This is a genomic window from Streptomyces roseolilacinus (genome assembly GCF_014649335.1).
Classification (GTDB): domain Bacteria; phylum Actinomycetota; class Actinomycetes; order Streptomycetales; family Streptomycetaceae; genus Streptomyces; species Streptomyces roseolilacinus.
The window spans coordinates 371,073-397,997 of sequence record NZ_BMSV01000004.1 but is presented as its reverse complement, the minus strand read 5'-3'; the positions used below and the strand labels follow the sequence as shown (position 1 = coordinate 397,997).

Here is a 26,925-nt window from a genome sequence, read left to right as displayed (position 1 = left end):
CGTGACCATGGACACTGGACGGCATGGCTTCCCTCCGTGCCTCCGCCCGCGCGCCGCGCACCCCGTCGGGCCGCGCCGCCGTCGCCCTCGCCGCGGCGCTCCTCGTGGCGGCGGGTCCCGCCGGGCCGGCCGCCGCGGCCGACGACGACGGGTTCACGCTCACCGACCCCCGCATCACCGAGTCCAGCGGGCTCGCCGCCAGCCGCGCCCACCCCGGCGTGTACTGGACGCACAACGACCAGGACGAGCCGCGGGTCTTCGCCGTCGACGGGCGCACCGGCGAGACCGTCGCCACCGTCACCCTGCGGGGCGTGGGCAGGCCCCGCGACATGGAGGCCGTCTCCGTCGGCCCCGACGGGTACGTGTACGTCGGCGACATCGGCGACAACCTGAACGGCTCCTGGGACCACGTGTGGATCTACCGGTTCCGCGAGCCGGAGCGGCTGCGCGACACGGCCGTCGACGCCACGCAGTACACGGTGCGGTACGAGGACGGCCCGCGCGACGCGGAGGCGCTGATGGTGCACCCGCGCACCGGGCGCGTGTACGTCGCGTCGAAGAACGAGGAGGGCGGCGGCCTGTACGAGGGCCCGGCGAAGCTGTCCGCGAAGGGCACCAACGTGTTCCGGCGGATCGGGGAGGTGCCGTGGGTGACGGACGGCGCGTTCTCGCCGGACGGCACGCGGCTGGTGCTGCGCAGCTACTTCAGCGCCCGCGGCTACGCCTGGAAGGACGGGCGGCTCGGCGCCGACGACCGCGTGCGGGCGCCGATCCAGGGCCAGTCGGAGTCGGTGACGTACACGGCGGACGGCTCGGCGCTGCTGTTCGGCACGGAGGGCGAGCGGGGCCGGGTCGTGCGGGTCCCGGTGGAGGGGACGGGCGCGGCCCCGGCGCCGGATTCGTCGGCCCGCCCGTCCCCGCCCTCCGCGTCCGGATCGGGGACGGCGTCCGGCGGCGAACCGTCCGGCGGCGGGTCGGGCTACACCCTGGGCCTGGTCGCCCTGGGCGCGGCGTTGCTGCTGGGGTTGAGGCGCCTGCGCGGCCGGGGCGGTGGCGGCGGGGCGCCGGGGGCGTGAGGGGGACGCCCCGCGGCGCCCGGCCGGTTCGCGGTCCGGCCGGGTCCGGGGCGGGCCGTCCGGACCGTCAGCCGCAGCGCACGGTCGGCCCGTTGAGCATCGCGCCGGCCACCTGCTGGCCCTTCGGCGTCCAGTAGCCCAGCTTCGAGACGATCGTCGAGCAGGTGTCCGCCGGCAGGGTGACGTGGACGGTCACGGTGGCCGGGCGGCCGGGCTGGAGGTCGGTGAGCGCGCAGTCCAGCGCGTGCGGGCTGCGTTTCGTCGCCGGGTAGCGGCCGGTCAGCGGGTTGACGCAGCGGACGTCCGTCGAGGCCAGCTCGATCCCGGTGCCCGGCTCGCCGATGAGCCCGAAGCGCGCGCTGCCGTCGCCGTCGTCGCTGGTCCGCGCCACCGTGTAGGTGAGGGTCGTGGTCGTCCCGGGGGTGAGCGCGGCCGGGGAGCCGACCTCGATGGTGTGCGAGGGCGCGGGCTTCGGCGCGGTGAGCGTGAACGTCCCGGTGACGGTGCCCGCCGGCGGCGCGGCCGCGGCCCGGGGCGTGCCGCCCACCTGGACGGTCGCGGTGACCTCGTACGTACCGGGGCCCGGGTAGTCGGCGCGGGTGCCCAGGGTGCCGGAGGCGGCGCCGTCCTCGTCACCCCGGCGGGCGGTCCACGTGCCGGAGACGTCGCAGGCGCAGTCGGCCGAGGCGGACACGGTCATGGAGGCCCCGGCGACCGTGACGCACAGCCCGACGGCCGGTCCGGCGGGACGCTCGGCGCCCCGCTGGGTCAGGGGCGCGGCGGGGGCGCAGTGGGAGACGGGCGGGGGAGCGGCGGCCCGTACGCCGGGCGCCGCGGCGGCGGGGACGGCGCCCGCGAGGACGGTCAGGGCCGCCACCGCGAGGGCGGCCGGCAGGGGGGTTCCGAGACGCACTGCGTGCCTCCTGGTCTGTGCGGCTGCGTCGGCTGTACCCCACCGATGCTGCGCGACGGGCCGGGCGTCCGCGCGCCGGCTGGTCCATCAGGAGGGCGCGGCGCCACCGGGCCGCGGCGCCACCGGGCCGCGGCGCCACCGGACCGCGGCGCCACTGTGCCGTGACGCCGCCGGGTCGCCGCGTCCCGGAGCGGCACCGTCCGTGGGCGCCGGCCCGCCGGACTCCGCGGCGGCGAAGGCCACGACTGCGACGACCTGCGCCGGTGGCTCCGCATGCGAGGCGTCCGCCACCGGAGGACCACCGGACGGGACGACGTCCCGCACGCCGGGGTCCCCTGCGGCCGGCCCGGTGCCTCACCTGCGTACGCGTGCCGTGCCGTGAAGCTCGGCGGTGAGGGCCGCCAGCTCATCGAGCCTTATGCCGTGGCCCCTGGTCGCGGCCACCGTGCTCCGGTCCGCCCAGATGCAGGTCGCATCGCTCCATGACGAGATCTCCGTCCCGATGACCTCGCTGTAGTCGCTGTCCTGGCAGATCATGACGGCACCGGGGGCGCCCTCGACGGGGAAGTCACGGTAGGGGCCTGACCGTTGCACGTGCGGGCCCCGCCGGAAAGGGACCTGCTCGTCCTTCTCGATCAACCGCATCATGCGCCGGGCCGCTCGCTCGGGGTCCGGGACCTCACCCTGCAGACCTCTGAAGACGAGGATGTTCTGTGACTCCGGGGCCTCGCTCCGCCGTATGTAGTCGGCTCCGGTCCCGGTGGCGTTCCTGACGATCCTGTCGGCGTCCTCGGGTGTGATGCCGGGCCCCGTCGCATCCGCCCGAGTACTCCGGAGGCAGTCCGGGGCCGCGGGTTCGCCGGCACACCCCACCTCTCCGACGTACGACTCCTCGAGCCGGTCGGTCATGCGGAAGTCGGCGAACGCCACAGGAGGGTCCAGCCGGAATCCCCTGGTGTCCGTCACCCCGGGCGGGCCCGAGGACCGGCTCCCCGCCGGCACGGCGAGCAGACCCGCGCACACGGCGAGCAGCACCGATGTCCATCGTCTTCTCCGCACGGCCGGATCCTTCCGTCGTCCTTCGGCGAGCACGCTGTTCGACCGACCAGGATCACGAGAGGTTGCCACCACGCCCGCCACGGCCGGTGTCCTCCACGCGCCGCGCACGCGGCCCGGGGCCCGGCTACCCCTGCTCCCGGGCCGCCGCCACCGCCGCCACCTTCGCCTCGAAGCCCTGCACCAGGCACCGCAGTCCGAACCCGAAGTGGTCGAACTCCGTCGAGAAGGTGTCCGGTGACAGCTGCGCCATCAGCGGGAACTCCCCGCTCCGCATCACCCGCGACAGGATCGGCTCCTGGCTGCTCCAGAACTCCTCGTCGCTGAGGCCGGTCTCCTTCGCCGCCTCCGCCGCCTCGATCTCCATCCGGGCGATCCCGACGGTGAAGCTCTGCACGGCGATGATCACGGACAGGGTCTCGGGGTCGCTCAGGCCCATCCCCCGCAGCGCGGCCAGCGCCGCCTCCAGCGCGCGCAGCGTGCCGGGACCGAGGACGCTGCGGCTCTGGTTGATCTTCAGCAGCCAGGGGTGGCGCCGGTACAGGGCGAGGAAGCCGCGCGCGAGTCCCTCGACGCCGTCGCGCCAGTCGGCCGGGGTCCGCGCGGGCGTGCCGGGCGGGAGGCCCTGCGTGCGGTCGAGCATCAGGTCCAGCAGCTCGGCCTTGCCGGGGACGTACCGGTACAGCGACATCGTGCCGACGCCCAGCTCGGTCGACAGCCGGCGCATCGACACCGCGGCGAGCCCCTCCGCGTCGGCGAGTTCGACGGCCGCGGTGACGATCGCGTCCAGGGTCAGCCCGCGTCTCGGCCCGCGGCTGGGCGGTTCGCCGTCCCCCCAGAGGAGCTCCAGGCTGCGGCGGATGTCGCCGCTGCCGCTCGTCGTCGTGTCGCCCGCGCTGCCGGTCATGGCGTCAGCGTACGGCTCAGGGTCCTCCCCGCCGAAAAACTGAGTACGCTGTACGCTCACTTGGGTACGCTGTACTCAGTTTCAGCGCGACACCTGGCGACGGAGGGGCTGCATGGACACGACCTGTGCGATCAGGGCCGAGGGGCTGCGGAAGAGGTACGGCGGCAGACCCGCCCTGGACGGCTTCGACCTCGTGGTGCGCCCCGGCACGGTCCACGGCCTGCTCGGGCCCAACGGCGCCGGGAAGACCACCGCCGTGCGGGTCCTCGCCACCCTGCGGCGGTACGACGGCGGGCGCGCCGAGGTGGCCGGGGTCGACGTGGCCCGCCATCCCGGCCGCGTGCGCGCGCTGATCGGGCTCACCGGCCAGTACGCCGCCGTGGACGAGATCCTGACGGGCCGTCAGAACCTGGAGATGTTCGGCCGCCTCCTCCACCTCGGCGGCCGCGGCGCCCGGCACCGCGCCGTCGAGCTGCTGGAGCGGTTCGGCCTGACCGAGGCCGCCGACCGGGGCGTGGAGGAGTACAGCGGCGGCATGCGGCGCCGACTCGACCTGGCCGCGTCGATGATCCTCGCGCCCCGCGTGCTGTTCCTCGACGAGCCGACGACCGGCCTCGACCCGCGCGGCCGGGGCGAGGTGTGGGACGCCGTGCGGGACCTGGTCACCGGCGGCACGACGGTGCTGCTCACCACCCAGTACCTCGACGAGGCGGACCGGCTCGCCTCGCGCGTCACGGTCATCGACCGGGGCCGGGCCATCGCCGACGACACGCCCGAGGCACTCAAGGACCGCGTCGGCGGCGACCGCATCGAGGTCGTCGCCGCCGACCCGGCCGACCTGCCGCGGGTCGCCGCGGCCGTGGCCCGGGTGAGCGACGGGCAGCCGCGCGTGGCGGACGCCGAGCGGCGCGTCCACGCCCAGGTGCGCGACCGGGTCGCGGCCCTCACCGAGGTGGCGCGGACCCTGCGGGACGACCGGGTGCGGGTGGAGGACATCGGGCTGCGCAGGCCGACGCTGGACGACGTGTTCCTGCGCCTGACGGGCGGGGACGCGCGCGCGGCGGACGCCGGCCGCGCCCCGGAAGGAGCCGCCGCGTGAGCGCCGCCGCACCGCGCCCCCTCGCCGGACGGGGACGCGCCTACTGGGCGGTCGCGGACTGCTGGAACATCGTCCGCCGCTCCCTCACCCACTACCGCCGCAAGCCCGTCTACGTCGCCTGGCAGCTGGGCTTCCCGATCGTCTCCGTCCTGCTCTACGGCTACGTCTTCGGCGGCGCGATGCGGCCGCCGGGCGGAGGCGGGGGCACGGCCGCGGACTACCGGGAGTACCTGATGCCCGGCATGTTCGTGTCGACGATGGCCTTCGGCTTCATGAACACCGCGACGACCGTGGTGACGGACGCGGGCAAGGGCGTCACCGACCGGTTCCGCTCCATGCCGATGACCCCGTCCGCGGTGGTCACCGGCCGCGGGGTGACCGATCTGCTGGTCGCCTGCGCGGAGTTGGCGATCCTGGCCGGGACGGCGCTGGCCATGGGCTGGCGCGCGGACGGCGGGGCGGCGGCGACGGCCGGCGCGTTCGCCCTCCTGCTGTGGCTGCGGTTCGCCCTGGTGTGGGTCGGCGTCTGGCTGGGGCTGCTGCTGCCGAGCGCGGAGGCGGCGGGTTCGCTGTTCGCCGTGGCGTTCCCGCTGACGATGGTCTCCGGCATCTTCGTCCCGCCCTCGACCATGCCCGGCTGGCTGGGCGCGATCGCCGCGTGGAACCCGCTGTCCTCGACCGCGTCGGCGGCGCGCGGCCTGTTCGGCAACGAGGTGGCGTCGGACGGCAGCTGGATCCAGGAGCACGCCCTGCTGATGGCGGTGGTGTGGCCACTGGCCGTCACGGTGGTCTGCCTGCCGCTGGCCGTGCGCCGCTTCCGGGCCCTGAGCAGGTAGGACGTCCTTGACGCGGATCACCGACGAGGGCCGGGACCCGCACCGGCGCGCCGCCGAGACGCAGCGCGCGAGCCGGGACCGGGTGCACGCGGGCATCGACGACGAGGAGTACCCGATCGCCCTGAAGGTCCTCCAGCGCATGATCCGCGACGCGGGCGGGGACGCGCGGCAGGGGGCCTGACGCCGGCCCGGCCACGGGGGCGGCCCTGATCGGGGGCCGGCCGGGGCGGCGCGGCACCGGGCGCGAACCGGCCGGGTACGGCGAAGGGCCCGGCACCGCCGCGTCCGTCGACGCGGGGTGCCGGGCCCTTCCTCCGTACGGTCGTACGGCCGGCCCGCGGCCCTACAGCTTCTCGATGACGTGGTCGATGCACGCCGTCAGCGCCTGGACGTCCGCCGGGTCGACCGCCGGGAACATCGCGATGCGCAGCTGGTTGCGGCCCAGCTTCCGGTACGGCTCCGTGTCGACGATGCCGTTGGCGCGCAGCACCTTGGCGACCGCGGCGGCGTCGACCTCGTCGGAGAAGTCGATCGTGCCGATGACCTGCGACCGCTTCGCCGGGTCCGTGACGAACGGCGTGGCGTGCTTGGACTCCTCCGCCCAGCCGTACAGCGCCTGCGAGGACTCCTTCGTCCGGGCCACCGCCCAGTCCAGACCGCCCTGGCCGTTGATCCACTTCAGCTGCTCGTTCAGCAGGAACAGCGTGGCGAGCGCCGGGGTGTTGTACGTCTGGTTCTTGAGGGAGTTGTCGATCGCGGTCGGCAGCGAGAAGAACTCCGGCACGTGGCGGCCCGAGGCGTGGACGGCGCGGGCGCGCTCCAGGGCGGCCGGGGAGAACACGCCGATCCACAGGCCGCCGTCGGCGGCGAAGGACTTCTGCGGCGCGAAGTAGTACACGTCGGTCTCGGCGATGTCGACCGGCAGGCCGCCCGCGCCGGAGGTGGCGTCCACCAGGACCAGCGCGCCCTCGTCGGCGCCCTCGACGCGCCGGATCGGCGCGGCGACGCCGGTGGAGGTCTCGTTGTGCGTCAGCGCGTACACGTCGACGCCCGCCTCCGCCCGCGGCTCCGGGTGGGTGCCCGGCTCCGAGGAGACGACGGTCGGCTCCTCCAGCCACGGCGCCAGCTTGGCGGCCTTGGCGAACTTGGACGAGAACTCGCCGAACGACAGGTGCTGCGACTTCGACGCGATCAGGCCGTGGGTCGCGACGTCCCAGAACGCGGTGGAGCCGCCGTTGCCGAGGACGACCTCGTACCCCTCGGGCAGGGAGAACAGCGCGCGCACGCCGTCGCGGACCTCGCCCACCAGGTTCTTGACGGGGGCCTGGCGATGGGACGTTCCGAGGAGGGAGGTGCCGGTGGCGGCCAGGGCGTCCAGCGCCTCCGTGCGCACCTTGGAGGGGCCCGCGCCGAAACGGCCGTCGGCGGGCTTGATGTCAGCGGGAATCCGGATCTCAGCCACGTGGGGAGCCTAGCCGCTCCGGGGCGCCGCCCCCTCCCCCCGTCCGCCGTCTGAGACGCCCCGTCCGGCCCGTGGCGCGACCGCGCCGGTCGGCGGCCGGTCCGACGCGCCCGGCCCGGCGCGTACACGGCCCGGCCCGCGTACGGCCCGGTGCACACGGCCCGACGCGCGCACGGCCTGACGCACGCGGCCGGTGCACACGGCCCGGGGCTGCGCGGGCCCGCGCGGCCCCGCCCCCGACCGGCATGCTGGGGACATGGGCGATCACGGGCAGCACGACGGCGTCCGGCGCGGGAAGCGCGGGGGCGGACACGGGGGCGCGGACCCCCTGGAGGCGGAACTGCGCGCCGCGGTGCGCGGGAGCGTGGACTTCGGGCCGTCCGCGCGCGCCCTCACCACCATGGACGCCTCCAACCACCGCCGCGTCCCCGTCGCCGTCGTCGCCCCCCGCGACGCCGACGACGTCGCCGCCGCCCTGGAGGTGTGCCGGGCGCACGGCGTGCCCGTGGTGGCGCGGGGCGCCGGGACGTCCGTCGGCGGCCAGGCCACCGGCACCGGCGTCGTCCTCGACCTCACCCGCCACCTGCGGGCCGTCCTCGCCGTGGACCCCGAGGCCCGCACGGCGACCGTCCAGCCCGGCGTCGTCCTGGACCGGCTCCGCGAGGCCGTGCGGCCCCACGGGCTCACCTTCGGCCCCGACCCGTCTACGCACAGCCGCTGCACCCTCGGCGGCATGATCGGCAACAACGCCTGCGGCGCCCACTCCGTCGCCTGGGGCACCACCGCCGACAACGTCCACGAGCTGACCGTCCACACCTACCGCGGCGCCACCCTCCGCCTCGGCCGCGACGGGCGGGGCGCCCCCGACGGCGTCACCGACCTGGTCCGCAACCACCTCGCGGCGATCCGCACCGGCTTCCCGCCCGGCCTGCCGCGCCGCATCTCCGGCTACGCCCTCGACGCGCTGCTCCCCGAGCGCGGCACGGACGTCGCCCGCGCGTTCTGCGGCAGCGAGGGCACCCTCGGCGTGGTGAGCGAGGCGGTCGTACGGCTCGTCGAGGCACCGGCCGCCCGGGCGCTCGCCGTGCTCGGGTACGCCGACGAGGGCGCCGCCGCCGAGGCCGCCCCCGGCCTCCTCCCGCTGGGCCCGCTCACCGTGGAGGGCATGGCCCTGGACCTGGTCCGCGACCCGGCGGCCCGCGCCCGGCTGCCCAGGGGCGCGGCCTGGCTGTTCGCCGAGACCGGCGGGGCCACCCCCGCCGAGGCCGCCGCGGCCGCGCGGGCCCTGCTGCGCGCCGCCGACGCGCTGGACGGCGCCGTCGTCACCGACCCGGCCGGGCAGCGCGCCCTGTGGCGGGTCCGCGAGGACGCCGCCGGGACCGCGACCCGCACCCCCGAGGGCGCCGAGGCGTGGCCCGGCTGGGAGGACTGCGCGGTGCCGCCCGCGCGGCTCGGCCCGTACCTGCGGGACTTCCGCGCCCTGCTCGCCGCGCACGGGCTGCGCGGCACGCCCTACGGGCACTTCGGGGAGGGCTGTGTCCACGTCCGGATCGACTTCCGGCTCACCGACCCCGACGGCGTGCGCCGCTTCCGCCGCTTCTCGGAGGAGCTCGCCGACCTGGTCGTCGCCCACGGCGGCTCCCTGTCGGGCGAGCACGGCGACGGGATGGCGCGCGCCGAGCTGCTGCCGAGGATGTACGGCGGGGAACTGGTCGGCCTGTTCGGCCGGTTCAAGGACCTGTGGGACCCGGACGGCGGGATGAACCCGGGGGTCCTCGTCCGCCCCGCCCGCCTCGACGAGAACCTCCGCTTCGACGTGCTGCCGCGCACCCCCGTCGACGTGGAGTTCGCCTACCCGGACGACGGCGGCGACTTCCGGGCGGCCGTGCGCCGCTGCGTCGGCGTCGCCAGGTGCCGGGTGGAGGGGCCCGGCACGGGGGCGGACGTGATGTGCCCGTCGTTCCGGGCGACCGGCGAGGAGCGGCACTCCACGCGCGGCAGGGCCCGCCTCCTGCACGAGATGCTCGCCGGGGAGGTCGTCGCCGGCGGCTGGCGGTCGCCGGAGGTGCGGGACGCGCTGGACCTGTGCCTGTCGTGCAAGGGCTGCCGCAGCGACTGCCCGGTCGGGGTGGACATGGCCACGTACAAGGCGGAGTTCCTGCACCACCACTACGCGGGCCGGCTGCGCCCCGCCGCCCACTACGCGATGGGCTCGCTGCCCGCCCTGCTGCCCCTGGCCGCGCCCGTCGCGCCGCTGCTCAACGCCGCCGCGCGGGTGCGCCCCCTCGCGGCGCTCGCCAAGCGGGCCGGCGGGATCGCGGCCGAACGGGACCTGCCGGAGCTGGCCCGCGAGACGTTCCGGGCGTGGGCGGCCCGCCGTCCGGCCCCGCCCGGCGCCCCGCGCGCGTACGTGTGGCCCGACACGTTCACCGACCACTTCACGCCCTCGGTGGGCCGCGCCGCCGTCACCGTCCTGGAGGCGGCCGGGGTCCCCGTCGCGCTGCCGCCCGGGAGGGTGTGCTGCGGGCTCACGTACGTGTCGACGGGCCGCCTCGACCGGGCCCGCGCGGTCATGCGCCGCACCCTCGACGCGCTCGGCCCGGTCCTCGGCGCCGGCGCGCCGCTGGTGGTGCTGGAGCCGAGCTGCGCGGCGGCGCTGCGCACGGACCTGCCGGAGCTGCTGCCCGGCGACCCGAGGGCCCGCGCGGTGGCCGCGTCGGTCCGTACGTTCGCCCGGGCCCTGGAGGAGCTGGCGCCCGACTGGCGGCCGCCCCGCCTCGACCGGCCCGTCGCCGGGCAGACCCACTGCCACCAGCACGCCGTCCTCGGCGACGCCGCCGAGCGCCGCCTGCGCGAGCGCGCCGGGCTGGTCGGCGAGCTGAGCGGCGGCTGCTGCGGCCTCGCCGGGAACTTCGGCTTCGAACGCGGCCACCACGACGTGTCCGTCGCCTGCGCCGAGGACCGGCTGCTGCCCGCCGTCCGCGCCGCCGCCCCCGGCACGGAGCTGCTCGCCGACGGCTTCTCGTGCCGCACCCAGCTCGCCCAGCTCGCGGGCCGCCGCGCCCGCCACCTCGCGGAGGTCCTGGCCGGGGCGCTGCCCGGCCGTCCCGTCCCCTGAGACCGGGCGCCCCGCCATGGCCGTGGACCGGTTTCGCTGCTTACCGTGGAAGGATCGACCACCCTGGCGGAACGATTCCTTCCGGAGGGTGGTCCGCCCGCACGACGCACGCGCACGAAGAAGAGGTCCCGGTGAACGACGCCCGTACCGCAGACGCCTCCGCGGTCTCCCTCCCCGAGACGGCCGCGGCCCACCCCGACGGCCCCGGTCCCGGCCCCGCCCGGGGCCGCCGTGCGGCGGGCGGCGGCGCGGTCGGGCCGGTCGCGCTGGTGGTGGGCGGGGCGCTGTCGGTGCAGTTCGGCGCGGCCCTCGCCGTCCTGCTGATCCCGCGCGCGGGCGCCCTCGGCGTGGTGTCGCTGCGGCTGGCGCTCGCCGCGCTGGTGCTGCTGGCCGTGTGCCGGCCCCGGCTGCGCGGCCACAGCCGGTCCGACTGGGGGACCGTCGTGGCGTTCGGCGCCGCGATGGCCGGCATGAACCTCCTCTTCTACCAGGCCATCGACCGCATCCCGCTGGGCGCGGCCGTCACCCTGGAGGTCCTCGGCCCCCTCGCCCTGTCGGTCGTCGCGTCCCGGCGCGTGGTGAGCCTGCTGTGGGCCGCGCTGGCCCTGGCGGGCGTGGTGCTGCTGAGCGGCGGCGGCTTCGACCGGCTGGACCCGGTCGGCGCGGGCTTCGCGCTCGGGGCGGGGGCGATGTGGGCGGCGTACATCGTGTTCAGCGCCCGCACCGGCCGGCGCTTCCCGCAGGCCGACGGCCTGGCGCTGGCGATGGCGGTGGGCGCGGTGCTCAGCCTGCCGCTGGGCGTCGTGGAGGCGGGGACGAGGCTGCTCGTGCCGTCGACGCTGGCGCTGGGCCTGGCGGTGGCGCTCATGTCGTCCGTGCTGCCGTACACGCTGGAGCTGATCGCGCTGCGGCGGCTGCCGGCGGGGACGTTCGCGGTGCTGATGAGCCTGGAGCCGGCGGTGGCGGCGCTGGCCGGGTTCCTGGTGCTGCGCCAGGCGCTGTCGGTGACGGACGCGGCGGCGATCGCCCTGGTCGTCGCGGCGAGCGTCGGCGCGGTCCGGGCCCGGACGGCCCGCTGACCGGAGGGCCTGCCGCGCGGGCGCGCGGCAGGCCCCGTTCATCCGTGCCGTGTCACCGGGGGATCAGAACTTCCCGCGGTAGCCGGTCAGGTCGGCCTCCTGGCAGGCGATCGAACCGATGAGGCAGGCCGCGCTGGCGTACTTGCGCGTGTAGACGTTCGTGACCTTCCCCCCGTTGTAGATGTAGATGTGGTGGTTGGGCATCAGGCGGTGCTTGCCGGAGCGGATGGTCCAGTTGCCGTTCTGCGTCAGCTGGATGGTGAGGGCGCCGCTGATGGCCCCCTTGACCCCTCCGAGCCCCTTGCAGAACGGGTTGGTGGCGTGCGTGACCATCCGCAGGTCCACGTAGTTGCCGCCCGACCCCAGCTTCTTCGCGACCATGTCCTTGTTGCTGGCGGTCTTGGTCGCGACGAGCTTGCCGGTGCTCTTCTTGTAGACCTTGGTGGACCCGATGGACGAGTTGCCCGTGACCTTCTTGGAGCTCCAGGTGACGGTCGCGTGCAGGGCGGTGCGGTACCTGCTCGACTTCCAGTCGAACGCCGTGCGGTTGTCACCGCCGAACTGGTAGCCGCTGCCGTAGTTGCAGCCCGCCTTGGGGGCGTCGATCTTCGCCTGCGGGATGAAGGTGACCCAGGACAGCGTGGTCGTCTTGGCCGCCGCCGCGGCGGTCGCCTGCGCCAGGGCCTCCCGGCGCAGGTCCGCCGGCGTGTCGGAGGCCGGCAGGGAGACCTTCATCCCCCACACGCGCGCGTCCGGCTCGCCCTTCTCCGGCAGGACCGGCAGCACCCGGTAGTCGTGGTCGGCGCCCGACGTCACCTGCGTGTCGCGGAACGAGGTGACCCCCGCCGCCAGGTCGGCCACCTGCACGCCGTCCCGGAGGACCACGTAGCGGGCCTGCGGCGCGTACGCCTTCCACGACAGGTCGACGAACGAGGCGCCGTACGCCGCGGTGATCCCCTGGTGCGCCATGGAGCGGTCGACGACCGCCGTCTCGCCCGAGGCGGACCGCACCACGCCGAGGCCCTGCGCCGCCATGGCCTTGCCGGCGGCGCTGTGCGCGCTCACCCCCGACACGTCCTTCGTGCCGCCGCCGGTCAGCGCGGATATGGAGAACCGCGGAGCGTCCGGCCGCGGGTCGGCGGCGGGGGCCGCGGTCGACGGCATCCCGGTCGCCAGCACCGTCAGCGGAACGATCGCCAGCGAAGCCGCCCTCGCAACAGAGCGACGATTCATGTTTCCTCCCGTTTTTTGGTTGTGCGCTCCCTCGGGAGCACCCCGCGTGTGACAGGGCTATGCCAACTGCCGGTGCGGGGTGGTCAGTCCCGGGAACACGCGAAGTGCCATCATTGGGCATGCGGAGGAGCACTCCCGCACCGGGGGTGCTTTTCGCGCGCCCGACGACGCCGACGTCCAACCGCTAGGGACCGCCATGACCACCCGCACCACGGACAGCCCCGCTTCCCTCTACGGCGTCGCCTCCCTCGTCCTCGGCCTCTTCGGGCTGGCCGGCGCCGTCTTCGTCGGGTACGTCGGGATCGCCCTGCCGGCGCTGTGCGGCGCCCTCGCCGTCACCTTCGGGGCCCTCGGCCTGGCCAAGCGCCTCAACCGCGTCCAGTGCGCCGTCGGCCTGGTCACCGGCGGTCTGGCCCTGGCCTACCCGGTCTTCATCGTGGCCACCTTCGGCGGCTAGGCGTATTGACCCGCCCGCGGGGGCGGGGGGCGTCAGCCCAGGGCCCCGTCCAGCAGGCGGGACCACTGCGCCACCACCCGGTCCCGGCGGGCCCGGTCGTCGGTCAGGAGCGTCGCCAGCCCCAGCCCCCGCGCCATGTCCAGCAGCCCCTGGACCGTCTCCCGCACCCCCGGCACCGACTCGTCCGCGCCCAGCAGCCCCACCGCCATCCGGTGCGCCTCCCGGCCGACGCGGGCCTCCAGCTCCGTGACCCGCGGGCGCAGCTGCTCCTCGTCGGACGCGGCCACCCACAGGTGCAGGGCCGCCCGGAACAGCGGCCCGGTGTACAGGGCGACCAGCGCCTCGACGACCTCCGCGCGGCTCCTGCCGTCCAGCGCCCGCAGCGCCTGCGACCGCTCCTCGGCGACGTACTCGACCGCCGCCAGGAACAGGTCCTCCCGCGTCGGGAAGTGGTGCTGCGCCGCCCCGCGCGAGACGCCCGCCCGCTCGGCGACGACGGACACCGTGGAGCCCGCCCAGCCGCGTTCCGCCAGGCACGCCACGGCGGCTTCGAGCAGCCGCCGCCGGGTGACGCGGCTGCGGTCCTGCTTGGGGGTCACATCGCCCATGCGGGGTCCCGTCGTTCCAGGAAGGCCGTCATTCCCTCGCGCGCCTCCGCCGAGGCGAAGAGCGACGCCGAGCTCTGGACGAGGTCCTCCGCGTCCCGCTCGAAGGTCTCCAGCACCCTAGCCGTCACCAGCCGCTTCGACGCGGCCAGCCCCTGCGGCGAACCCTTCCGCAAGGCGTCGAGCAGGGGGACGAGCGCCTCGTCCGCCTCCGGCGCGGCGACCGTCACCAGGCCGATCCGCGCCGCCTCCGCCGCGTCGAAGCACTCGCCGGTCAGGTAGTAGCGGGTCGCCGCCCGCTGGTCGAGGCGGGGCAGCAGCGTCAGCGAGACCAGCGCGGGCGCCACCCCGATCCGCACCTCCGTCAGCGCGAAGTCCGACCCCTCAGACGCCACCACCAGGTCGCAGGCCGACACCAGCCCCACACCGCCCGCCCGCACCCGCCCCGCGACCCGCGCCACGACCGGCTTGGGCAGCTCCACGATCCGCCGCAGCAGCGCCACGAACGCGTACGGGCTCGGCGGGGCCTTCAGGTCGGCGCCCGCGCTGAACGTGGGGCCGGCGTGGGTGAGCACCACCGCCCGTACCGCCGGGTCCTTGGCGCAGTCCTCCAACGCGTCCGCCAGCTCCGCGACCAGCCGGGCGGAGAGGGCGTTGCGGGTGTCCGGCGCGTCCAGGGTGAGCGTGGTGACGGCGCGGTCGTGGGCGGTGGTGACCAGGGGCATGGCTCTCGCCTCCGATGGAGTGGGTCAGTACGACTTGGGAAGTCCCAGGGACTGGTGCGAGACGTAGTTGAGGATCATTTCCCGGCTCACCGGCGCTATGCGGGCCACCCGCGACGCGGTGACGAGCCGGCCGAGCCCGTACGCGCGGGTGAGGCCGTTCCCGCCGAGGGTGTGCACGGCCTGGTCGACGGCGCGCACGCACGCCTCGGCCGCCGCGTACTTCGCCATGTTGGCGGCCTCCCCGGCCTCCGGCCCGTCGCCCGCGTCGCACAGGAAGGCCGCCTTCCGGGTCATCAACCCGGCCAGTTCCAGCTCGATGTGGGCCTGCGCGAGCGGGTGCGCGACGGCCTGGTGGGCGCCGATCGGGGCCTCCCACACCCGGCGCTCCTTGGCGTACGCCACCGCCTTCGCGACCGCGTACCGGCCCATGCCCAGCGCGAACGCCGCCGTCATCACCCGCTCCGGGTTCAGCCCCGCGAACAGCTGGAGCAGCCCCGCGTCCTCGTCGCCGACCAGCGCGTCGGCGGGCAGCCGCACCTCGTCCAGCACCAGCTCGAACTGCTTCTCGCGGGCGCGCAGTTCCATGTCGATGGCGGTGCGGTGGAAGCCGGGCGCGTCCCGCGGGACGACGAACAGGCACGGCTTCAGCGCGCCCGTGCGGGCGTCCTCGGTACGTCCCACGATCATCGTGTCCCCGGCCGTGTCGACGCCGGACACGAACACCTTGCGGCCCGACAGCACCCAGCCGTCCGGGGTGCGGCGGGCGGTGGTGGTGATGCGGTGCGTGTTGGAGCCCGCGTCCGGCTCCGTGATCCCGAACGCCATGACGCGGCTGCCGTCGGCGAGCCCCGGCAGCCAGCGCCGCCGCTGCTCCTCGGTGCCGAAGCGGGCGATGACCGTGCCGCAGATCGCCGGGGAGACGATCATCAGCAGCAGCGGGCAGCCCGCGGCGCCCAGCTCCTCCAGGACGGTGGCGAGTTCGACGATGCCGCCGCCCCCGCCGCCGTACTCCTCGGGCAGGCTCACGCCGAGGTAGCCGAGCTTCCCCGCCTCCCGCCACAGCACGTCGGGGTCGTCCTCGTGGGTGTCGGCGTGGCGCCGGCCGAGGGCGGCGACGGCGGTGCGCAGGGCCCGCTGCTCGTCGGTCTCGAAGGGGGTGCCGGTGGCTGCGGTCATGCCTGTTCCTCCTGTGCGGACTGGACGGGCGGTCCCTCGGGGGACTCCGGTGCGACGACGGCGAGGAGCGCGCCGACCGGGACCTGGCGGCCCGGCTCGGCGTGGAGCGCGGTGAGGACGCCGGAGGCGGGCGCGGTGACGTGGTGCTCCATCTTCATGGCCTCCAGCCACAGCAGCGTGTCCCCCGCCTCGACGCGGGCGCCCACCGCCAGCCCCTCCGCGAGCCGGACGACGGTGCCCGGCATGGGCGCGAGGAGCGAGCCGGGCGCGGTGCGCTCGACCGGGTCGGTGAAGCGGGGGCGGCGCGTGAGCCGGTACGCGCCCGCCGGGGTGTCGACGTGGACGGTGTCCGTGCCGGGGTGGGCGGTGACGCGGTACGGGCGGACGACGCCGGCCACGTCGAGGCGCACCTCCCGCGCGCCGGCCGACACGACCCGCACGTCCGGGTCGTCCGGCAGGAGGTGGCCGTCGCGGGTGCGGACGTAGCGCACCTCGTGGTCGACCGGGGTCCCGCCGTGCTCCTCGCCGTAGGTCCTGCTCCGGGGCTGCGAGGGGAGGTTGCGCCACGCGCCGGGCCCCGGGCGGGCGGCCGCCTCGGCCAGGGCGGCGGCGATCGCCGCGTGCCGGCCGCCGGGCGGCGGGGCGGTCAGCGCGGCCAGGTGCCGCTCGTAGAACCCGGTGTCGGCGCGGCCCGGCTCGGTGAACTCCGGGTGGCGCAGGGAGCGGACGAGGAGGTCGCGGTTGGTGACCGGGCCGTGGACGCGGGCCCGTTCCAGGGCGCGGGCGAGGAGGCGCACGGCCTCGGCGCGGGTGGGGGCGTGGGCGACGGCCTTGGCGAGCAGGGCGTCGTAGTGGACGCCGATCCCGTCCCCGGCGGCGTACCCGGTGTCCAGGCGCACCCCCGGCACCTCCAGGGCGTGGAGCGTGCCGGTCTGCGGGGCGAAGCCGCGCGCCGGGTCCTCCGCGTACAGGCGGGCCTCCACGGCGTGGCCGCGCGGGGCGGGCGGTTCGGGCGGCAGGGCGGCGCCCTCCGCGACGCGCAGCTGGAGGGCGACCAGGTCGACGCCGTACACGGCCTCGGTGACGGGGTGCTCGACCTGGAGGCGGGTGTTCATCTCCAGGAAGTGCGCGGTGCCGTCCTCGGCGACGAGGAACTCGACGGTGCCCGCGCCCCGGTAGCCGATCGCGCGGGCGGCGCGCACGGCCGTGCCGTACAGCTCGTCGACGAGCGCGGGCGGCAGGCCCGGCGCGGGGGCCTCCTCGACGACCTTCTGGTGGCGGCGCTGGAGGGAGCAGTCGCGGGTGCCCAGCGGCCACACCGTGCCGTGGGCGTCGGCGAGGACCTGCACCTCGACGTGGCGCCCGCGCGCCAGGTACGGCTCGGCGAACACCTCGCCGTCCCCGAACGCCGACAGCGCCTCGGCGCGGGCGGCGGCCAGCTCCCCCCTCAGCGCCCCCAGGTCCCGCACGACGCGCATGCCCCGCCCGCCGCCGCCCGCCGCCGCCTTGATCAGGACGGGCAGGTCGGCGGCGGTGAGCGCGTCCGGGTCGAGCGGTTCGGCGCCCATCAGCCGCTTCGCGCGCGTCTTGGAGGCCATCGCCTCGATGGCCTCCGGCGGCGGCCCCACCCAGGTCAGCCCCGCCTCCTCGACGCGGCGCGCGAAGCCGGCGTTCTCGGACAGGAAGCCGTAGCCGGGGTGCACGGCGTCCGCGCCCGCCGCGAGGGCCGCCGCCACGACCAGGTCGCCGCGCAGGTACGTGTCGGCGGGCGCCGCGCCCGGCAGCCGCACCGCCGCGTCGGCCCGGCGCACGTGCAGGGCGTGCGCGTCCGGGTCGGAGTGGACGGCGACGGTGGCGACGCCCAGGTCGCGGCAGGTGCGGAGGACGCGGCAGGCGATCTCGCCGCGGTTGGCGACGAGCAGGGTCTCGATCACGGGGCCTCACATCCTGAAGACGCCGAAGCCGCCGCGCGCGCCCTCGACCGGTGCGGTGTGGATCGCCGACAGGCACAGCCCGAGGACGGTACGGGTGTCGCGCGGGTCGATGACCCCGTCGTCGTACAGCCGCCCGGACAGGAACATCGGCAGGGACTCGGCTTCGATCTGCTGCTCCACCGCGGCGCGCAGCGCGGCGTCGCCGTCCTCGTCGTACGGCCGGCCCTCGACCCGCGCGGCGGCGCGGGCGACGATCGACAGGACGCCGGCGAGCTGCTGCGGGCCCATCACGGCGGACTTGGCGCCGGGCCAGGCGAAGAGGAAGCGCGGGTCGTACGCCCGGCCGCACATGCCGTAGTGCCCGGCGCCGTACGAGGCGCCCAGGAGGACCGACAGGTGCGGGACGCGGCTGTTCGACACCGCGTTGATCATCATGGCGCCGTGCTTGATGATGCCGCCCTGCTCGTACCGGCTGCCGACCATGTAGCCGGTGGTGTTGTGGAGGAACAGCAGGGGGACGTCGCGCTGGTTGGCGAGCTGGACGAACTGGGCGGCCTTCTGCGACTCGGCGCTGAACAGCACGCCCCGCGCGTTGGCGAGGACGCCGAGCGGGTAGCCGTGCAGCCGCGCCCAGCCGGTGACCAGGCTCGTCCCGTACAGCGGCTTGAACTCGTCGAAGTCGGAGCCGTCGACGACGCGGGCGATCACCTCGCGCGGGTCGAAGGGCGTGCGCAGGTCGCCGGGGACGATGCCCAGCAGCTCCTCCGGGTCGTACCGCGGCGGTTCGGCCGGGCCGGGGTCGGGGTGCGCCTTGCGGTGGTGGAGCCGGGCGACGACGCGGCGGGCCTGGCGGATCGCGTCGGGCTCGTCGAGGGCGTAGTGGTCGGCGAGGCCGGAGGTGCGGGCGTGCATCTCGGCGCCGCCCAGCGACTCGTCGTCGCTCTCCTCGCCGGTGGCCACCCTCACCAGCGGCGGACCGCCGAGGAACACCTTCGACCGCTCCTTGATCATCACGGTGTGGTCGGACATCCCGGGGACGTAGGCGCCCCCGGCGGTGGAGTTGCCGAACACGACGGCGATCGTGGGGACGCCGGCGGCGGAGAGCCGGGTGAGGTCCCGGAAGAGGGCGCCGCCGGGGACGAAGACCTCCTTCTGGGAGGCCAGGTCGGCGCCGCCCGACTCGACGAGGGAGATCACGGGGAGCCGGTTGGCGAACGCGATCTCGTTGGCGCGCAGCGCCTTCCTCAGCGTCCAGGGGTTGGAGGCGCCGCCGCGCACGGTCGGGTCGTTGGCGGTGATCAGGCACTCGACGCCCTCGACGGTGCCGATGCCGGTCACCAGGGACGCGCCGACCGGGTGGTCGGAGCCCCAGGCGGCGAGCGGCGACAGCTCCAGGAAGGGGGTGTCCTCGTCGAGGAGCAGCTCGACGCGCTCCCGGGCGAGGAGCTTGCCGCGCGCGCGGTGCCGGGCGACGTACCGGGCGCCGCCGCCCGCGAGGACCTTGGCGTGCTCCTCGTCCAGCTCGGCCAGTCTGGCGAGCATGGCGCGGCGGTGGGCCCCGTACGCGGGGGACGCCGGGTCGAGGGCGGAGGCGAGGACGGTCACAGCAGGACCTCCGGGATGTCGAGGTGGCGGGCGCGCAGCCATTCGCCGAGCGCCTTGGCCTGCGGGTCGAACCGGGCCCGCGCGGCGGCGCCCTCGCCGAGGAGGCCGGCGACGGTGAAGTTCAGGGCGCGCAGGCGGGGCAGGACGTGGCGGGCGACGGGCAGGGGGCGGGTCTCCGGCAGCAGGTCGCGCAGGCGGTCGGCGGTCAGGGTGTGGGCGAGCCACCGCCACGCCTCGTCCGTCTCCGCCCACACGCCCACGTTGGCGTCGCCGCCCTTGTCGCCGCTGCGGGCCCCGGCGACCAGCCCGAGCGGCGCCCGCCGGGTGGGCCCGGGCGGCAGGGGCGGCGGGAGCGGCGGCTCGGGCACGGGGGCGAGGGGGCGGGTGGCGGCGGGGTGCGGGACGGGGACGCGCCGCCCGTCGGGCAGCACCGCCGTGTGCGTGACGGTGCCCGGCTCGACGTACACGGCCTCGAACACGCCGTACGGGGCGCCCCTGCCGGGCGGCGCGGTGACGTGGAAGCCGGGGTAGCTGCCGAGGGCCAGCTCGACGGCGGCGCCCGTCACGGCGCGGCCCACCGCCTCCGGGTCGGGGTCGCGCACGACGAGCCGCAGCAGGGCGCTGGCGGTCTCCTCCGTGGCGGCGTCGGCCCGGTCGGTGCGGGCCAGCTCCCACCGCACGTCCGCGGGGCGGGTCCCGGCGCGCGCGAACCCGTCCTCGACCTGCTCCTCCACCAGCCGCGCCTTGGCGTCGACGTCGAGGCCGGTGAGGACGAACACCACCTCGTTGCGCCAGCCGCCGAGGCGGGTGATCCCGGCCTTGAGCGCGGGCGGCGGGGCCTCGCCGCGCACGCCGTCGATCCGCACCCGGTCGGGGCCCTCCTGGGTGAGCCGTACGGTGTCGAGGCGGGCGGTCACGTCGGGGCCGGCGTAGCGGGCGCCGGACGTCTCGTACAGCAGCTGGGCGGTGACGGTCGCGACGTCGACGGCTCCGCCGGTGCCGGGGTGCTTGGTGATGACGGCGGACCCGTCGGGGTGGAGTTCGGCGACCGGGAAGCCGGGGCGCCGCACGTCGTAGCGGCGGAAGAAGGGGTGGTTGCCCCCGGTCGCCTGGGTGCCGCACTCCAGGACGTGCCCGGCGACGACGGCCCCGGCGAGCGGGTCGTGGTCACCGGGCGCCCAGCCGAAGCGGGCGGCGGCCGGCCCGGTGACGAGGGCGGCGTCGGTGACCCGCCCGGTGACGACGACGTCGGCGCCCGCGTCGAGGCAGGCGGCGATCCCGGCGCCGCCCAGGTACGCGTTGGCGGTGAGCGCCCCCGCCGGCAGCGGCAGCCGGTCGCCCTCGACGTGGGCGACGCGCACGGGGACGCCGAGCCGGCCGGCGAGGTCCCGCAGGGCGCCGGCGAGCCCGGCGGGGTCGAGGCCCCCGGCGTTGGCGACCACCCGGACGCCGCGCGCGTGGGCGAGCCCGAGGGTGTCCTCCATCTGCCGCAGGAAGGTCTTGGCGTACCCGAGGGAGGGGTCCTTGAGGCGGTCCCGGCCGAGGACGAGCATGGTCAGCTCGGCGAGGTAGTCGCCGGTGAGGACGTCGAGCGGCCCGCCGGTGAGCATCTCGCGGACGGCGGAGAAGCGGTCGCCGTAGAAGCCGGAGCAGTTCCCGACGCGCAGGACGCCGCCGTTCGCGGCCCCGCCGCTCACGACCCCGCCCCCTTCGGGGGCCGCCCGGCCCCCGGCGGCCCGGCGAACGCCTGGGCGATGTCGAGCCAGCGGTCGGCGTCGGGCCCGTGGGCGCGCAGGGCCAGGTCGGCGCGGTGGGCGCGCCGGGTGACGAGGAGGCAGAAGTCGAGCGCGGGCCCGGTGACGCACTGGGCGGCGTCCTCGGGCCCGTACGTCCAGACGGTGCCGTCCGGGGCGTCGAGGAGGACGCGGAACTCCCCGTCCGGCGGGGTGAGCCCCCGCACGGCGTACGCGTGGTCCCTCGCCCGCCAGCCGATGCGCGCGACGTGCCGCAGCCGCGCGGTGGGCTCCCGCGCCGCCCCCAGCGCGTCGGCCACGTCCCGCCCGTGCGCCCAGGTCTCCATGAGCCGCGCGGTCGCGAGGGACGGCCCGCTCATGGGCGGCCCGTACCAGGGCACGCGGGCGCCGTCGGGCAGGCTCCGCAGCGCCTCCCGCAGCCGCGCGCGGCCCGTGCACCACCGCTCCAGCAGGGCGGACGGCCCCGTCCGCGCCCCCTCCTCGGCGGCCCGGTCCACGAAGCCGTGACCCCCGGCGGCGGCCTCGGCCACGTGCGCGGCGAAGTCGTCCGGCGCGGTGGCGGCCGTCAGCGCCACCTCGTCGGTCCAGGCGAGATGGGCGATCTGGTGGGCGACGCTCCACCCGGCGGCCGGGGTGGCGCGCGCCCACCCGGCGGAGCCGAGCCCGGCCACGAGCCGGTCCAACTCCTCGCCCTCGTCCCGCAGGTCGTCCAGTACGGGGTGGTACACGACGCGCTCCCTCGGCTCGGGCCACAGGCGGTGTGCCCGGCGAGCATGCCAGCGCCCCCGAAAACAAGCAAGCGTGCTTGCTTTTTCAGTGGTGGGGAATCCGGCCCCGGGAAGACGAAGGCCCCGCCGTGCGCGGGGCGCGGCGGGGCGGGGCGGGGCGGCTGCGGGAGCCGGCCCGCCGTCAGGAGGCGATGTCCTCGTAGCCGGCGATCTCGCGGGGGTCGCGGGAGCCCGGGCCGACGTAGCGGGCCGACGGGCGGACCAGGCGGCCCGTGCGCTTCTGCTCCAGGATGTGGGCCGACCAGCCGGCGGTGCGCGCGCAGGTGAACATGGACGTGAACATGTGCGCCGGGACCTCCGCGAAGTCCAGGACGATCGCCGCCCAGAACTCCACGTTCGTCGCCAGGACGCGGTCCGGGCGGCGGTTGTGCAGCTCCTCCAGGGCGGCCTTCTCCAGGGCCTCGGCCACCTCGAAGCGCGGCGCGGCCAGCTCGCGGGCGGTGCGGCGCAGCACCCGGGCGCGCGGGTCCTCGGCGCGGTACACGCGGTGGCCGAAGCCCATGAGCCGCTCGCCCTTGTCCAGGGCGCGCTTCACGTACGCGACGGCGTCGCCGGTCCGCTCGATCTCCTCGATCATGCCGAGGACGCGGGAGGGCGCGCCGCCGTGCAGCGGGCCGGACATGGCGCCGACCGCGCCGGACAGCGCCGCCGCCACGTCCGCGCCGGTCGACGCGATGACGCGCGCGGTGAACGTCGAGGCGTTCATGCCGTGCTCGGCGGCCGACGTCCAGTACGCGTCGACGGCCTTCACGTGCTTGGGGTCCGGCTCGCCGCGCCAGCGGATCATGAACCGCTCGACCACCGACTGCGCCTTGTCGATCTCGCTCTGCGGCACCATCGGCAGCCCCTGCCCCCGCGCGCTCTGCGCCACGTACGACAGCGCCATGACCGCCGCCCGCGCCAGGTCGTCGCGGGCCTGCTCCTCGTCGATGTCGAGGAGCGGCCGCAGCCCCCAGACGGGCGCGAGCATCGCCAGCGCGGACTGCACGTCCACGCGGATGTCACCGGAGTGGACCGGGATGGGGAAGGGCTCGGCCGGGGGCAGGCCGGGGTTGAACGCGCCGTCGACGAGCAGGCCCCACACGTTCCCGAAGGACACGTGCCCCACCAGGTCCTCGATGTCGACGCCCCGGTACCGGAGGGCGCCGCCCTCCTTGTCCGGTTCGGCGATCTCCGTCTCGAACGCGACGACTCCCTCGAGCCCGGGTACGAAGTCGGACATCTGGCGGCTCCTCGTGGTGACGTGTGTGTGGAGGGAACGAACAGGGACCCAGCGGTCGAGTCTGTCGGGTTCCCCCGATGCGGGGAAGCGTGACATCAGGCACACTCCGCCGTTCCGGGCAGGTGGGGTTAAGGCCGGGACGTGCCGGGCAGACTGAAGCGGCCGCCCCGCCCTGAGGCAGGATGGACGCCGTGACCGACGCCCTCGATCCAGCCCTGGACCCCGCCCTCGACCCGGCCCCCATGCGCGAGCAGTACCACACCTCCGAGCTCACCGAGCGCGACCTGGCCGCGCACCCCATGGAGCAGTTCGCGCGCTGGTTCGAGGACGCGGCGCGCCGCGGCGACGTCCACGAGCCGAACGCCATGGTCGTCGCGACGGCCACCCCCGACGGCCGCCCCTCGGCCCGGACGGTGCTGCTGAAGCACTACGACGCGCGCGGCTTCGTCTTCTTCACCAACTACGACTCCCGCAAGGGCGGCGAACTGGCCGCCAACCCGCACGCCTCGCTCCTCTTCCCCTGGCACCCGATCGCCCGCCAGGTCATCGTCACCGGCCGGGTCGCCCGCGTCGGCCGCGACGAGACGGCCGCGTACTTCCGCACCCGCCCGCACGGCTCCCAGCTCGGCGCCTGGGCCAGCGCGCAGTCGTCCGTCATCGGCTCCCGCGCCGAGCTGCTCGCCCGGTACGAGGAGCTGGCCGCCCGCCACCCGGAGGGCGAGCAGGTGCCCGTACCGCCGCACTGGGGCGGGTTCCTGGTGGTGCCCGACACGGTCGAGTTCTGGCAGGGGCACGAGAACCGGCTCCACGACCGGCTCCGGTACGTGCGGCGGGCGCACGGGGAGGGCGGCGGCGAGGACTGGCGGGTGGAGCGGCTCGCCCCGTAGCGCGGCCCGCCTCGCCGGGCCGGCCCGCGCCGCGGGCCGGTCCACCGGTGGCGCGACCCGCTCCGCGGGCCCGCCCGCCCCGTGGGGCGCCGGGCACGCAGAAGCCCGCGGGCTCTGCTCTCTCCTGCTAGCAAGGAGAGGTCGGCCGGATGTGCCGACGAGCCCGCGGGCCGGTGACTGCTTGGTGTACGGCAGGAGGCCTGCCGTCATGTGACGACAGGCCTCAGCCCGCAGTCACCTCACGCATCCGAAAAGAAACCACTTCCGGATCACCTCCTCTCTCGTGTGCTCCCCACCCTAGGAACCCGTCCCGCGCCGCTCAACCGAATTTACGGAACCGCGTGTGTCCTGGGTCACGTTCCAGTTGAATGGCGCCGGGAGCGTTGCGGGTGCGCGCGCCTACACGTCCTGTGGGGGGTGCCGGGATGAGTGCGTCCAGGAGCGGAACGGCGCGGGCGGACGGGGACCTGCTCAGCGCGCTGCTGGACGGGATGGACGCCGCGCTGTGCGCGTTCGACGCGGACGGCGCGGTCACCCACTGGAACCGCGAGGCCGAGCGGATCCTCGGCTGGCCCGCCGACGAGGCCGTCGGCCGCCGCGGCCTCGCCGGCTGGGCCGCCCGGCCCGCGGACGCCGCCGCGACCGAGGCCCGGCTGATGGCCGCCCTGGACGGCCCCGGCCGCGTCCTCCACGAGTGCGCGCTGCTGCGCAAGGACGGCGGCCGCGTCCTCGTCCGCGTCCAGGCGTCCGGCGTGCGGGGCGCGGACGGGCGCCCGGCCGGGGTGTACTGCGCCTTCGGCGAGGTCCACGCGCAGCTCGACTTCGAGCGCTCGGTCGCGCTCAGCGAGGCCCTGTTCGGGGAGGCGCCGCACGGCCTCCTCGTGGTGGACGCCGACCTGCGCCCCGCCGTGGTGAACGCGCGGGCCGCCCGGGCGTTCGGCGCCCCCCGCACGGCCCTGCTCGGCCGGCCCCTCGGCGACTTCCTGACCCAGGGCGCCGACCGGCTGGAGGCGGCCCTGGAGCACGTGCTGGCGGAGGGCGGCCCCCGCTCGCCGGCCGAGCTGTGGGCGACGGTCCGCACCCCGGACGGGGAGCGGCGGCGCTGCTGGCGCGGCGGCTTCCTGCGGCTCGCGTCACCGCTGTCGCGGGAGCCCGCGCCCCTGGGCGTGGCGTGGCTGTTCGAGGACGTCACGGAGGCGCGGCTCGCCGAGCAGGACGCGGACCGGCTGCGGTTCCGGGCCAGCCAGCTGCACCGGGCGGGCACCGCCGCGGCGGAGTGCGAGGACCCGATGGAGGCGGCCACCGCGTACCTGGACTTCGCGCTCGCCGGGTTCGCGGACGACGCGCTGCTGGACCTGGCCCGCGACGACGGCACGCGGCTGGTGCGGATCGCCGCCACGCCCGCCCGGGCGCCCGGTCCGGTGGCGCTCGTCGCGGGCGCGGGGCTGCCGGTGCCCTACGGGCCGGGCCACCCGGCGCTGCGCGCGCTGGAGCGGGCGGGCGCGGTGCGGGCCAGCACCTGGTCGGCGGGGGCCGGGCACGCGTGGGCGGCGGAGCGGCAGTGGCCGGACGGCACGGCGCACGCCCTGTGCGCGGTCCTGCGCAGCCGGGGGCGGACGCTGGGCGTGGTGACGTTCCTCCGCTCGTCCAGCCGCCCGCCCTTCGAGCGCCCGGACGTCTCGTACGCGGAGAGCGTCGCCGTACGGGTCGCGGCGTCCCTGGACCTGGCGGGGCCCGTGACGTGAGAGGCCCACCACCCGTGCGTGCGAATGGTGATGAGCCCGTCACATGAGGTGAATGGCCGTGGCTAGCGTGGCCGGGGGCTGACAACGAGGTGGGCGCGGCGAAGGGCGGTCGACGGTGGCGCGAGGGCAGCGTAAGGACATCGACGGGTCGGAGAACGTTCCCAGCTTCTACGGCACGGAACTCAGGTTCCAGCGGGAGGCGGCCGGACTGACACTGGAGAAGCTGGTGGAGGGGAGCTTCTACGGGGCCACCTACCTGAGCGAGATCGAACGGGGCCAGCGCCGCATGCCGCTCGATCTGGCCCGGCACGTGGACCGGGTGCTGGGCACGGACGGGTTCTTCGAGCGACGGTGCCATGACGTACGGAAGGCCAAGCAGGGTGCCCACGCAGCCTACTTCGCGCCGATCGCGGAGTCGGAAGTCCGGGCGCGGGCGATCGAAGAGTGGGGGAACGCGCTGATTCCGGGACTCCTCCAGACACCGGAGTACGCACGTGCGGTCATCAACTGCACGCACGGGCTGGATCTACCCGACGAGGTCGAGGCGAAGGTCCGGGCCCGTATGAAGCGGGCAAGCCTCTTCGAGACGCCGAAGAAGCCGGAATACTGGGTGATCCTGCACGAGTCGCTGCTGCGGCCCACAGTGTTGTCCGGCGCAGAGATGGCCGAACAGCTTGAGCACATCGCGGGTTTGGTGAGGCGCCGCAGGATCGTGCCGCAGATCCTGCCGTGGAACTCGGAGACGCAGCCCTTCATGACGATGGCGCTCAAGTTCATGGAGTTCGAGGACGAGCCGCCCATCGCCTACACGGAAGGTCCTTATCACGGTCAGACCGTGGACGAGCCGGGTCTCGTGAAGCTTTACCGCAAGGCATACGATCGGCTCAGGGCCGCTGCGCTGCCGCCAGGGGCGTCCCTAGTCAGGATCGAACAAGCGGCTGAGGACTACCGAAATGGCAAGTAACCGCATTGATCTGCGCACTGCCGTGTGGCGCAAGTCCAGCTACAGCAACGGGGACGGCGGTGACTGCGTCGAGGTCGCGGAAGGCTTCCCCGGTGCCGCTCGGTGGCGCAAGTCCAGCCACAGCAACGGCACCGGCGGTGAGTGCGTCGAGGTCGCCGACGGCCTGCCCGGCGTCGTCCCCGTGCGGGACTCCAAGGTCCCGGGCGGCCCCGCCCTCGTCCTCGCGGCCCGCGCCTGGGCGCCGTTCGTCACGGCGCTCAAGGCGGGCCGCCTCGGGGCGTGAG

At 75.9% G+C, this 26,925-nt stretch carries 24 protein-coding genes; 11 read left to right on the top strand and 13 right to left on the bottom strand.

The window, feature by feature from the left end:
- The first annotated feature begins 23 nt into the window (after positions 1-23).
- The gene (locus tag IE106_RS11965) at positions 24-1,076 is read left to right on the top strand and encodes a WD40 repeat domain-containing protein (RefSeq protein WP_189532813.1); all 1,053 of its coding nucleotides are present in this window, start codon (positions 24-26) and stop codon (positions 1,074-1,076) included.
- Between the two features lie 67 nt (positions 1,077-1,143).
- Here the strand turns inward: IE106_RS11965 and IE106_RS11960 are convergent, their stop codons facing one another.
- The 3 genes from IE106_RS11960 to IE106_RS11950 all read right to left on the bottom strand — a co-directional run bounded on the left by IE106_RS11960 (position 1,144) and on the right by IE106_RS11950 (position 3,952).
- On the bottom strand, positions 1,144-1,989 hold the full coding sequence (locus tag IE106_RS11960; RefSeq protein WP_189532811.1) for a hypothetical protein: 846 nt from the start codon (positions 1,987-1,989) through the stop codon (positions 1,144-1,146).
- 354 nt (positions 1,990-2,343) lie between these two features.
- Positions 2,344-2,919: a hypothetical protein gene (locus IE106_RS11955; protein ID WP_189532809.1), complete on the bottom strand. Its 576-nt coding sequence runs from the start codon at positions 2,917-2,919 to the stop codon at positions 2,344-2,346.
- Between the two features lie 253 nt (positions 2,920-3,172).
- Positions 3,173-3,952, bottom strand: a complete 780-nt coding sequence (locus IE106_RS11950) for a TetR/AcrR family transcriptional regulator (protein ID WP_189532807.1) — start codon at positions 3,950-3,952, stop codon at positions 3,173-3,175.
- Between the two features lie 112 nt (positions 3,953-4,064).
- Between IE106_RS11950 and IE106_RS11945 the strand changes: the two genes are divergently transcribed.
- From IE106_RS11945 to IE106_RS11935, 3 genes are read left to right on the top strand one after another with little or no spacing between them, the layout of a single operon-like run.
- Positions 4,065-5,051: an ATP-binding cassette domain-containing protein gene (locus tag IE106_RS11945; protein ID WP_189532804.1), complete on the top strand. Its 987-nt coding sequence runs from the start codon at positions 4,065-4,067 to the stop codon at positions 5,049-5,051.
- Positions 5,048-5,887, top strand: coding sequence for an ABC transporter permease (locus IE106_RS11940; RefSeq protein WP_189532802.1), 840 nt, complete (start codon positions 5,048-5,050; stop codon positions 5,885-5,887). Before IE106_RS11945 ends, IE106_RS11940 begins: the two co-directional genes overlap by 4 nt.
- Positions 5,888-5,894: 7 nt before the next feature.
- Positions 5,895-6,068: a hypothetical protein gene (locus IE106_RS11935; protein ID WP_189532800.1), complete on the top strand. Its 174-nt coding sequence runs from the start codon at positions 5,895-5,897 to the stop codon at positions 6,066-6,068.
- A gap of 162 nt (positions 6,069-6,230) precedes the next feature.
- On the opposite strand, the gene serC is transcribed toward IE106_RS11935, so the two are convergent.
- Positions 6,231-7,349 (bottom strand): phosphoserine transaminase, encoded by a 1,119-nt coding sequence (gene serC / locus IE106_RS11930; RefSeq protein ID WP_189532798.1) that lies wholly within the window; start codon positions 7,347-7,349, stop codon positions 6,231-6,233.
- Between the two features lie 256 nt (positions 7,350-7,605).
- On the opposite strand from serC, the gene IE106_RS11925 reads away from it, so the two are divergent.
- Positions 7,606-10,467 (top strand): FAD-binding and (Fe-S)-binding domain-containing protein, encoded by a 2,862-nt coding sequence (locus IE106_RS11925; protein ID WP_189532796.1) that lies wholly within the window; start codon positions 7,606-7,608, stop codon positions 10,465-10,467.
- A 131-nt stretch (positions 10,468-10,598) separates the two neighbouring features.
- Positions 10,599-11,546, top strand: a complete 948-nt coding sequence (locus tag IE106_RS11920) for an EamA family transporter (RefSeq protein ID WP_189532794.1) — start codon at positions 10,599-10,601, stop codon at positions 11,544-11,546.
- A 63-nt stretch (positions 11,547-11,609) separates the two neighbouring features.
- On the opposite strand, the gene IE106_RS11915 is transcribed toward IE106_RS11920, so the two are convergent.
- Positions 11,610-12,779: a hypothetical protein gene (locus IE106_RS11915; RefSeq protein WP_189532792.1), complete on the bottom strand. Its 1,170-nt coding sequence runs from the start codon at positions 12,777-12,779 to the stop codon at positions 11,610-11,612.
- Between the two features lie 196 nt (positions 12,780-12,975).
- On the opposite strand from IE106_RS11915, the gene IE106_RS11910 reads away from it, so the two are divergent.
- Positions 12,976-13,236, top strand: coding sequence for a hypothetical protein (locus tag IE106_RS11910; RefSeq protein WP_189532790.1), 261 nt, complete (start codon positions 12,976-12,978; stop codon positions 13,234-13,236).
- A gap of 32 nt (positions 13,237-13,268) precedes the next feature.
- On the opposite strand, the gene IE106_RS11905 is transcribed toward IE106_RS11910, so the two are convergent.
- The 8 genes from IE106_RS11905 to IE106_RS11870 all read right to left on the bottom strand — a co-directional run bounded on the left by IE106_RS11905 (position 13,269) and on the right by IE106_RS11870 (position 23,045).
- Positions 13,269-13,844 (bottom strand): TetR/AcrR family transcriptional regulator, encoded by a 576-nt coding sequence (locus tag IE106_RS11905; protein WP_189532788.1) that lies wholly within the window; start codon positions 13,842-13,844, stop codon positions 13,269-13,271.
- Positions 13,832-14,566 (bottom strand): enoyl-CoA hydratase family protein, encoded by a 735-nt coding sequence (locus IE106_RS11900; protein ID WP_189532786.1) that lies wholly within the window; start codon positions 14,564-14,566, stop codon positions 13,832-13,834. Before IE106_RS11900 ends, IE106_RS11905 begins: the two co-directional genes overlap by 13 nt.
- A gap of 24 nt (positions 14,567-14,590) precedes the next feature.
- Positions 14,591-15,742 (bottom strand): acyl-CoA dehydrogenase family protein, encoded by a 1,152-nt coding sequence (locus IE106_RS11895; RefSeq protein WP_189532784.1) that lies wholly within the window; start codon positions 15,740-15,742, stop codon positions 14,591-14,593.
- Positions 15,739-17,676 (bottom strand): ATP-binding protein, encoded by a 1,938-nt coding sequence (locus IE106_RS11890; protein ID WP_189532782.1) that lies wholly within the window; start codon positions 17,674-17,676, stop codon positions 15,739-15,741. Before IE106_RS11890 ends, IE106_RS11895 begins: the two co-directional genes overlap by 4 nt.
- Positions 17,677-17,682: 6 nt before the next feature.
- Complete coding sequence (locus IE106_RS11885; RefSeq protein WP_189532780.1) at positions 17,683-19,281, bottom strand: acyl-CoA carboxylase subunit beta; 1,599 nt, start codon at positions 19,279-19,281, stop codon at positions 17,683-17,685.
- Positions 19,278-20,978: an acyclic terpene utilization AtuA family protein gene (locus IE106_RS11880; protein WP_189532778.1), complete on the bottom strand. Its 1,701-nt coding sequence runs from the start codon at positions 20,976-20,978 to the stop codon at positions 19,278-19,280. The genes IE106_RS11885 and IE106_RS11880 overlap by 4 nt, the downstream gene beginning before the upstream one ends.
- Positions 20,975-21,763: a TIGR03084 family metal-binding protein gene (locus IE106_RS11875; RefSeq protein ID WP_189532776.1), complete on the bottom strand. Its 789-nt coding sequence runs from the start codon at positions 21,761-21,763 to the stop codon at positions 20,975-20,977. Before IE106_RS11875 ends, IE106_RS11880 begins: the two co-directional genes overlap by 4 nt.
- Before the next feature lie 181 nt (positions 21,764-21,944).
- Entirely contained in the window at positions 21,945-23,045 is a 1,101-nt protein-coding gene (locus IE106_RS11870) for a citrate synthase 2 (RefSeq protein WP_189532774.1), read from the bottom strand.
- A 242-nt stretch (positions 23,046-23,287) separates the two neighbouring features.
- On the opposite strand from IE106_RS11870, the gene pdxH reads away from it, so the two are divergent.
- The 4 genes from pdxH to IE106_RS11850 all read left to right on the top strand — a co-directional run bounded on the left by pdxH (position 23,288) and on the right by IE106_RS11850 (position 26,924).
- Complete coding sequence (gene pdxH / locus IE106_RS11865; RefSeq protein WP_229840337.1) at positions 23,288-23,932, top strand: pyridoxamine 5'-phosphate oxidase; 645 nt, start codon at positions 23,288-23,290, stop codon at positions 23,930-23,932.
- A gap of 425 nt (positions 23,933-24,357) precedes the next feature.
- Positions 24,358-25,677 carry a PAS domain-containing protein gene (locus IE106_RS11860; protein ID WP_189532769.1) on the top strand — a complete coding sequence of 440 codons (1,320 nt, stop codon included), beginning with the start codon at positions 24,358-24,360 and terminating at the stop codon, positions 25,675-25,677.
- Positions 25,678-25,792: 115 nt separating this feature from the next.
- Positions 25,793-26,641, top strand: a complete 849-nt coding sequence (locus IE106_RS11855) for a helix-turn-helix domain-containing protein (RefSeq protein ID WP_189532767.1) — start codon at positions 25,793-25,795, stop codon at positions 26,639-26,641.
- Entirely contained in the window at positions 26,631-26,924 is a 294-nt protein-coding gene (locus IE106_RS11850) for a DUF397 domain-containing protein (protein WP_189532764.1), read from the top strand. The genes IE106_RS11855 and IE106_RS11850 overlap by 11 nt, the downstream gene beginning before the upstream one ends.
- Position 26,925 lies beyond the last annotated feature (1 nt).